7 protein-coding genes are annotated in these 6,354 nt (G+C 74.6%); 1 reads left to right on the top strand and 6 read right to left on the bottom strand.

Annotation, left to right across the window (positions count from 1 at the left end; translation table 11 throughout):
• From BI06_RS03365 to def, 5 genes are all read right to left on the bottom strand, one after another.
• Positions 1–257 (bottom strand): iron-sulfur cluster assembly protein (locus BI06_RS03365; protein WP_233289989.1); only part of this gene is annotated, 257 nt, incomplete at its 3' end.
• 5 nt (positions 258–262) lie between these two features.
• Positions 263–1,144 carry a 1,2-phenylacetyl-CoA epoxidase subunit PaaC gene (gene paaC, locus BI06_RS03360; protein ID WP_030391931.1) on the bottom strand — a complete coding sequence of 294 codons (882 nt, stop codon included), beginning with the start codon at positions 1,142–1,144 and terminating at the stop codon, positions 263–265.
• Positions 1,145–1,161: 17 nt separating this feature from the next.
• Positions 1,162–1,455, bottom strand: coding sequence for a 1,2-phenylacetyl-CoA epoxidase subunit PaaB (gene paaB / locus BI06_RS03355; protein ID WP_030391930.1), 294 nt, complete (start codon positions 1,453–1,455; stop codon positions 1,162–1,164).
• Complete coding sequence (gene paaA / locus BI06_RS03350; protein WP_233289988.1) at positions 1,452–2,588, bottom strand: 1,2-phenylacetyl-CoA epoxidase subunit PaaA; 1,137 nt, start codon at positions 2,586–2,588, stop codon at positions 1,452–1,454. The genes paaB and paaA overlap by 4 nt, the downstream gene beginning before the upstream one ends.
• Positions 2,589–2,799: 211 nt before the next feature.
• On the bottom strand, positions 2,800–3,501 hold the full coding sequence (gene def, locus BI06_RS03345; RefSeq protein WP_107113265.1) for a peptide deformylase: 702 nt from the start codon (positions 3,499–3,501) through the stop codon (positions 2,800–2,802).
• 463 nt (positions 3,502–3,964) lie between these two features.
• Here def and BI06_RS03340 point away from each other — a divergent pair, with 463 nt between their 5' ends.
• The gene (locus BI06_RS03340; RefSeq protein WP_051740177.1) at positions 3,965–4,564 is read left to right on the top strand and encodes a helix-turn-helix transcriptional regulator; all 600 of its coding nucleotides are present in this window, start codon (positions 3,965–3,967) and stop codon (positions 4,562–4,564) included.
• 141 nt (positions 4,565–4,705) lie between these two features.
• On the opposite strand, the gene BI06_RS53140 is transcribed toward BI06_RS03340, so the two are convergent.
• Positions 4,706–6,286, bottom strand: a complete 1,581-nt coding sequence (locus BI06_RS53140; RefSeq protein ID WP_199523226.1) for a M20/M25/M40 family metallo-hydrolase — start codon at positions 6,284–6,286, stop codon at positions 4,706–4,708.
• Between the last annotated feature and the right edge of the window lie 68 nt (positions 6,287–6,354).

The raw sequence follows: 6,354 nt of genomic DNA, 5'->3' as shown, positions 1-6,354 counted from the left end.
CGCAGCCGGACCCGGACGTCCGCGAACCCGGCCGCGCGCAGCCGCCGGTCCACATCGGCGGCCATCTCGGCGACGGCGGGACAGCCCGAGTAGGTCGGGGTGAGCCAGGCGGTCACCACCGGCTCCTCCGGACCCCCGGCCACCTCGACCTCGGCCAGCACACCCAGGTCGGCCAGGGTCAGCATCGGCAGTTCCGGGTCCGGCACGGCGGCCGCCACCGCCCAGGCGGCCCCGCTCGACGCGCGCTCCCCGGCCACGGCCGTCACCACGTCGCGCCCGGATGCGCGCGGGCCAGCACCTGCAGCTCGGCGAGCAGCAGGCCCATGGCCTCGCTGTGCACCCCGTCCCGGCCCGCCCGGCCGCCGACGGTCGCCAGCCCCGGCACGTCCGGCACGGCCAGTCCGGCCTCCGCCAGCACCGCCGCCAGGGAGCGCAGCACCGGTTCGCGCAGCGTCGCCGGGTCCACCCCGACCCGCAGTTCGACCGGGTGCGCGGTGAGGAGCTCCTCCAGCAGCGGCCAGACCGCGTCCAGACCGGCCTGCATCCGCTCGGCCGAGTACGGGGTGCCGTCGCCGAGCCGCAGCGTCCAGGCGGTGGCGTACTCGCGGTGGTACGCCAGTTCCTTCACCCCGCGCGCCGCGACCGCCGCCAGCACCGGGTCGGCGTGCCCGGCCAGCGCCTCGTACAGCGCGCCGCGGACGGTGGAGAACAGCAGCAGGCGGGCGATCGAGTACGCGAAGTCCCCGTTCGGCGCCTCGACCAGGCGGACGTTGCGGAACTCGTGCTCCTCGCGCCAGTACGCCAGGTCGTCCTCGGTCCGCCCGGAGCCGTCCGCCTGCCCGGCCCGGGTGAGCAGCTGGCGGGCCTGGCCGAGGAGGTCGAGGCCGAGGTTGGCGAGCGCGACCTCCTCCTCCAGTTCGGGCGCGCGGGTGCACCACTCGATGAGGCGCTGGGAGAGGACGAGCGCGTCGTCGCCCAGCATGAGGCAGTAGGCCGCGAGGTCGGCCCCGTCCAGCCCGGGCGGGACGGCGGTGTCCACCCCGAGCAGCGGGTCGGCGAAGCCCGTCCCGTACGCCCAGCGGCCCTCGCCCTCGGGCTCGGGGGACGCCTCGGCGAGGCTCAGGTACACGTGGTCGTCGGTCATGGTTCGGCTGCTCCCGGTCAGATGTGCGGGACATCCTCGGGGATGTCGTAGAAGGTCGGGTGGCGGTAGACCTTGTCGCCGCTGGGCGCGAAGAACGGGTCGCGCTCGTCCGGGGTGGACGCGGTGATCGCGTCGGAGCGGACCACCCAGAGGCTGACGCCCTCGTTGCGGCGGGTGTAGAGGTCGCGGGCGGCGAGCAGCGCCATCCGGTCGTCGGCCGCGTGCAGGGAGCCGACGTGCACGTGGTTCAGGCCCCGCCGGGGGCGCACGAACACCTCGTAGAGCGGCCAGCCGGCCTTGGACTCGGTCACTTTCCGTTCTCCTGTTCCGTCTTCGTACCGGCGTCCGGCCCGGCAGCCGCGTTTGTCGCCGTAGCCGCGTGCGTCCTGGTACTCGCGTCCGTCCCGGCGCTCGCGCCGGCCTCGGCGCGACGCTTCTCCGCGTACGCGGTGGCGGCCTCGCGCACCCACGCGCCGTCCTCGTGGGCGGCCCGCCGCCGATCCACCCGCTGGGCGTTGCACGGGCCCTGGCCCTGGATGACCCGGGTCAGCTCCGACCAGTCCGGCTCGCCGAAGTCCCAGCTGCCGCGCTCCTCGTTCCAGCTCATCCCGGGGTCGGGGAGGGTGACGCCGAGGTGCTCGGCCTGCGGCACGGTCATGTCGACGAAGCGCTGCCGCAGCTCGTCGTTGGTGTGCCGCTTGATCCGCCAGGCCATCGAACGGGCGGTGTTCGGCGAGGCGGCGTCCGAGGGGCCGAACATCATCAGCGACGGCCACCACCAGCGGTCCACCGCGTCCTGGACCATCCGCCGCTGGGCCTCGGTGCCGCGCATCAGCGTCATCAGCAGCTCGTAGCCCTGCCGCTGGTGGAAGGACTCCTCCTTGCAGATCCGGACCATGGCGCGCGCGTACGGGCCGTAGCTGCAGCGGCAGAGCGGGACCTGGTTGCAGATCGCGGCGCCGTCGACCAGCCAGCCGATCACACCGACGTCGGCGAAGGTGAGGGTCGGGTAGTTGAAGATCGAGGAGTACTTCTGGCGGCCGGAGATCAGCTTCTCCGTGAGTTCGGCGCGGTCCACGCCGAGGGTCTCGGCGGCGGCGTAGAGGTACAGGCCGTGGCCGGCCTCGTCCTGGGCCTTCGCGAGCAGGATCGCCTTGCGCCGCAGGGAGGGGGCCCGGGTGAGCCAGTTGCCCTCGGGCTGCATGCCGATGATCTCGGAGTGGGCGTGCTGGGCGATCTGGCGGACGAGGGTCGCCCGGTAGGCGTCGGGCATCCAGTCGCGGGGCTCGATGCGCTGCTCCGCGGCGATGACGGCCTCGAACGCCTCCTCGGGCGATGCCCCGGGCCGCTCGGCCACCTCTGCTGTCACCACGGTCCCCTTTCGCTGCCTGTGTCCCCACCCGTCGGCGGGCCGCCAACCGACTGACCGTTCGGTCGGTACCATTGTGCGCGGTGGGACGGTCGACTGACAAGGGAGCACCGCCGATGTCGGGGCGGCGGACCCGGGGACGGGGCGGCGGACCCGGGGACGGGCAAGGCGGTCCCGGGACGGACAGCGGCCGGGCCCGGGCCCCTGGGGGCTCGGGCCCGGCCGAGTGGACCGCGTCGCCGCAGGTCACCCGCCGGTCACCCGCCGACGGCGCGGAGGGCCCGGGTCAGGCCGACGCCCGGCGCAGGGCGGCCAGCTCCTCGGCGCGCACGGCCCGCCCGGCGAACACCTCCGCCTTGCGCTCCTCCATGCGACGCAGCGCCGCGCGCCGCTCCCGGGCGGCGAGGCGGTCGATGTAGAGGCCGCCGCCCAGATGGTCGGCCTCGTGCTGGAGGCAGCGCGCGAAGTAGCCGGTCCCCTCGACGACCAGCGGCCGGCCGTCCAGGTCCCGGCCCCGGACCACCGCCCGGTCCGGCCGGGCCAGGACCGCGTACGGACCGGGGACGGAGAGACAACCCTCCTCCGCCTCGACCAGCCGCCTCGCCCCGGCGGGCAACTCGTCGAGCACCGGGTTGAGGATGTGGCCGACGTGCCGGACGCCGTCCTCGTCGAAGCAGTCCCAGACGAAGAGCTGGAGGTCGACGCCGACCTGGTTCGCGGCCAGCCCGGCCCCCTCGGCGACCCGCATGGTGGCGAACATGTCGTCGACCAGCCGCGCCAGCGCGGGCGTGCCGAACTCCTCCTCCGCCACGTCCCGGCACCGGCGGTGCAACACGTCCTCCCCGACGACGGTGACCCGCCGCACCTCGCCCCGCAACGCCTCCGGCGGCACCTCCGGGTAGGACACCCGCACCTCGCCCTGCACCCTCACCTGCCCCCGGACCGGCTCCGCCCGCTCAGCCCGCTCCACCGACTCGCGTCGCGCCATGCTCTTCTCCCCCTCCGTGATGCCTGCGGCTTCCGTGCCACTGCGGTCCGGCAGTCCCGCGTGCCGCACTCCTGCGCTCCCGGGTTGCTGCAGGGCCGGGTTCCGGCATTGCCGCGTTGTTGCGCTGCCGCGCTGCTGCGTTGTTGGGCTGCTGCGCTGCCGCGTTGTTGGGCTGCTGCCTTGCCGGGTTGCTGCACTGCTGGGTTGCTGCGTTCTCCGCGCCACGGTGCCCGATGCGGCACCGTGGCGCGCAGGAGCCGGCACCGGCGATCCGGCGTCGGCTCCACTGCTCGTCACTCTCCCACACTTTGCAAAGTGTGCACTTTGCAAAGTGTGGGAAGGCGGTCGCGAGCGCCCCCGCGCACGCCACTGGTGGCCGTACATGCATTGCGAACACTGGCCCGGCCACGGATCGTGCGATCCGGACTTGCCAAAGAACTTTGCAAAGCGGAGGCTTTGCAAAGTGACCACCCACAACAACACTCCCGCCGAACCGGCCGCCCTCCAGAGCGGGGCGCCCTCCCGACCGCTGCCGCAGCACGCGGTCCGCGCCGCACTGCTCGACCTGATCGCCGAGTGGGGCAGCATCACCGCCAACCAGGCCGCGCAGATGATCCACCAGAGTTCCGGAACCTGCTCCTTCCACCTCCGGCAGCTGGCCCGGTACGGACTGGTCGAGGAGGCGCCGACCGTGGACGGCCGTTCCCGTCCGTGGCGGCTGCGATGGGAGGGGTCGCTGATGCCTCCCGAGTCGGGTACGCCGGGAGCCGGCCGGACCGGCAGCGACCTGACGCCCGAGCTGGCGACCGAGCTGGAGGACGGCAGCTACCGCCACTGGCTCGCCAACCGGTCCGCCGCGCCAGCCGAATGGCAGCGGGACCAGACCTCCAGCGATGTCCTGCACCTCACCAGCGACGAACTCGCCGACCTCGGCGCCGCCGTCCGCGCCCTGCTCGCGCCCTACCGGCAGCGCGAACCGCACACCGGGACCCGCCCCGTCGCGGCGGTCACCCGGCTCTTCCCGCTGCTCGCGGACACCGGAGGGGAAGCCGGGACGCACTGAACGGCTGACGGCTGACAGATTTCACAATCTGCCAGCCGTCGGCCGCCGTCAGCTGTCCGCCGACGGCCCCGGTCAGTCCTCAGCCGTCACCGGCCGGGACACCGAGCCCCGTCACGCCTCCGAGCTGTCACCCTCCGAGGGTCACCCCTCCGAGCGGTCGCGCAACCGCGGGAGCGGAACGGCGAGGAGCGCCGCGAGCAGGGCGATCCTCGGTGCCAGCTGGTCGATCCGGATGTGCTCGTGCCGGGCGTGCGCGCCTCCACCGACGGCGCCGAAGCCGTCGAGCGTGGGGAGTCCGCGCGAGCCCGGCAGGTTGGTGTCGCCCGCCCCGCCCGCCGGACCGCCGTCCAACTGCTGTCCGAGCACCGCCGCGAGCGAACGGACGTGGCGCAGCAGCGGGTTCGCGGACCGCTCGGGCCAGGCCGGGCGGCTGGACAGTACCTCGGTCCGCACCCGTGCGCCCGGCCGCAGCGCGGTCAGGCGGGCGAGGTTGTCGAGGGTCCGGCGCTGCGCCTCGGTGGTGGAGAAGCGCAGACCGAGTTCCGCCTCGGCCCGGCCCGCCACGACGTTGGCCCGGCTGCCGCCGCTGATCCGGCCCGCGTTCAGCTCGGTGCCGGGGAGGCTGGTCAGGCCGCGGACGGCGACTAGCTGGTCGACCAGTTCGTCCACTGCCGAGACGCCGTCCGCGGCGTCGTTGCCGGCGTGCGCCTCGCGCCCGGTGACGGTGAGCCGCACCCGGGTGGAGCCGCGGCGGGCGGTCTTGAGCCGACCGTCCGGGTGGGGCGGTTCGAGGCCGAGTACGGCCGCGGCGTCGCGCAGTTGGCGTTCGACCAGGCGCCTGCCGTCCGGGCTGCCGACCTCCTCGTCGGAGACCACGACCAGGCGGACCGTGCGGTGGGGGCGTTGGCCGAGGTCGGCGAGCAGGGCGAAGGCGCCCTCCAGGATGGCAAGTCCGCCCTTCATGTCGACCACGCCGGGCCCGCTCAGGGTGCCGTCCTGCTCGGTGACCGGCCAGTCGTTGAGGATTCCGGCCGGCCAGACGGTGTCGTGGTGACCGACCACGAGGAGGTGCGGCAGGCTTTCGTCGCGGCCCTCCCATTGGAGGACGAGATGGTCGCCGGCCGGACCCGGTTCGCGATGGACGGTGGCGCCGGTGGCCCGGAATCCGGCGGCCAACTCCTCGGCAAGGGCGTCGAGTCGGGGTGCGTCGCCACTGGGGGACTCGATCCGGGCCAGGTCCGCGCAGCGTCGCCGGACGGCTCCGGCGAGGGTGCGGGCGCGGGTGGACAGGGCCTGGGGCAGACCGGGGAGAGCGGCGGTGGGGCCTGGTTGGCCCTCGCTGTCGGGGACGGCCGGAGTGTGGGGGGCCGCTGCGGTGGGTGTCGCGGCGGCGGATGTGGGGGCGGCCGGGGCGAGGGCGGTTCGGGCGGTGCCGGTTCTCACGGTCGTGCCGGGGGCGGCCGGGGCTGTTGCGGCGCCGGCGGTCCTGGTCGGCTCGACGGGGGCGAAGGCAGTGGTGACTGCTGTCGTGGCGACGGCGGCAGTGGTGGCGCCGGACGTCGTCGTGGTGACCGTGGTGGTGGTGGCGGCGTTCGCGGTGACGCCGTTCGCGGTGACGGCGGCGGCGTTCGCGGCGGCGGACCCGGCCGTGGCCTTCGATGCCGCAGGGGTCGAGGCGGTCGGGGCGGTCGGGGCGGTGATCGTGCCGGCGGCGACGGCCACCGGGGCAGCGGCAGGGACAGCGGTCGCGGCGGCCACGGGGCTTGCCGCGGAAGTGGCGGGGCGGACGG

It is taken from the genome of Kitasatospora sp. MBT66 (genome assembly GCF_000710405.2).
GTDB lineage: Bacteria > Actinomycetota > Actinomycetes > Streptomycetales > Streptomycetaceae > Kitasatospora > Kitasatospora purpeofusca.
Note: the sequence above shows the minus strand (reverse complement) of the source record. Positions and strands in the feature narration are given on the sequence as shown.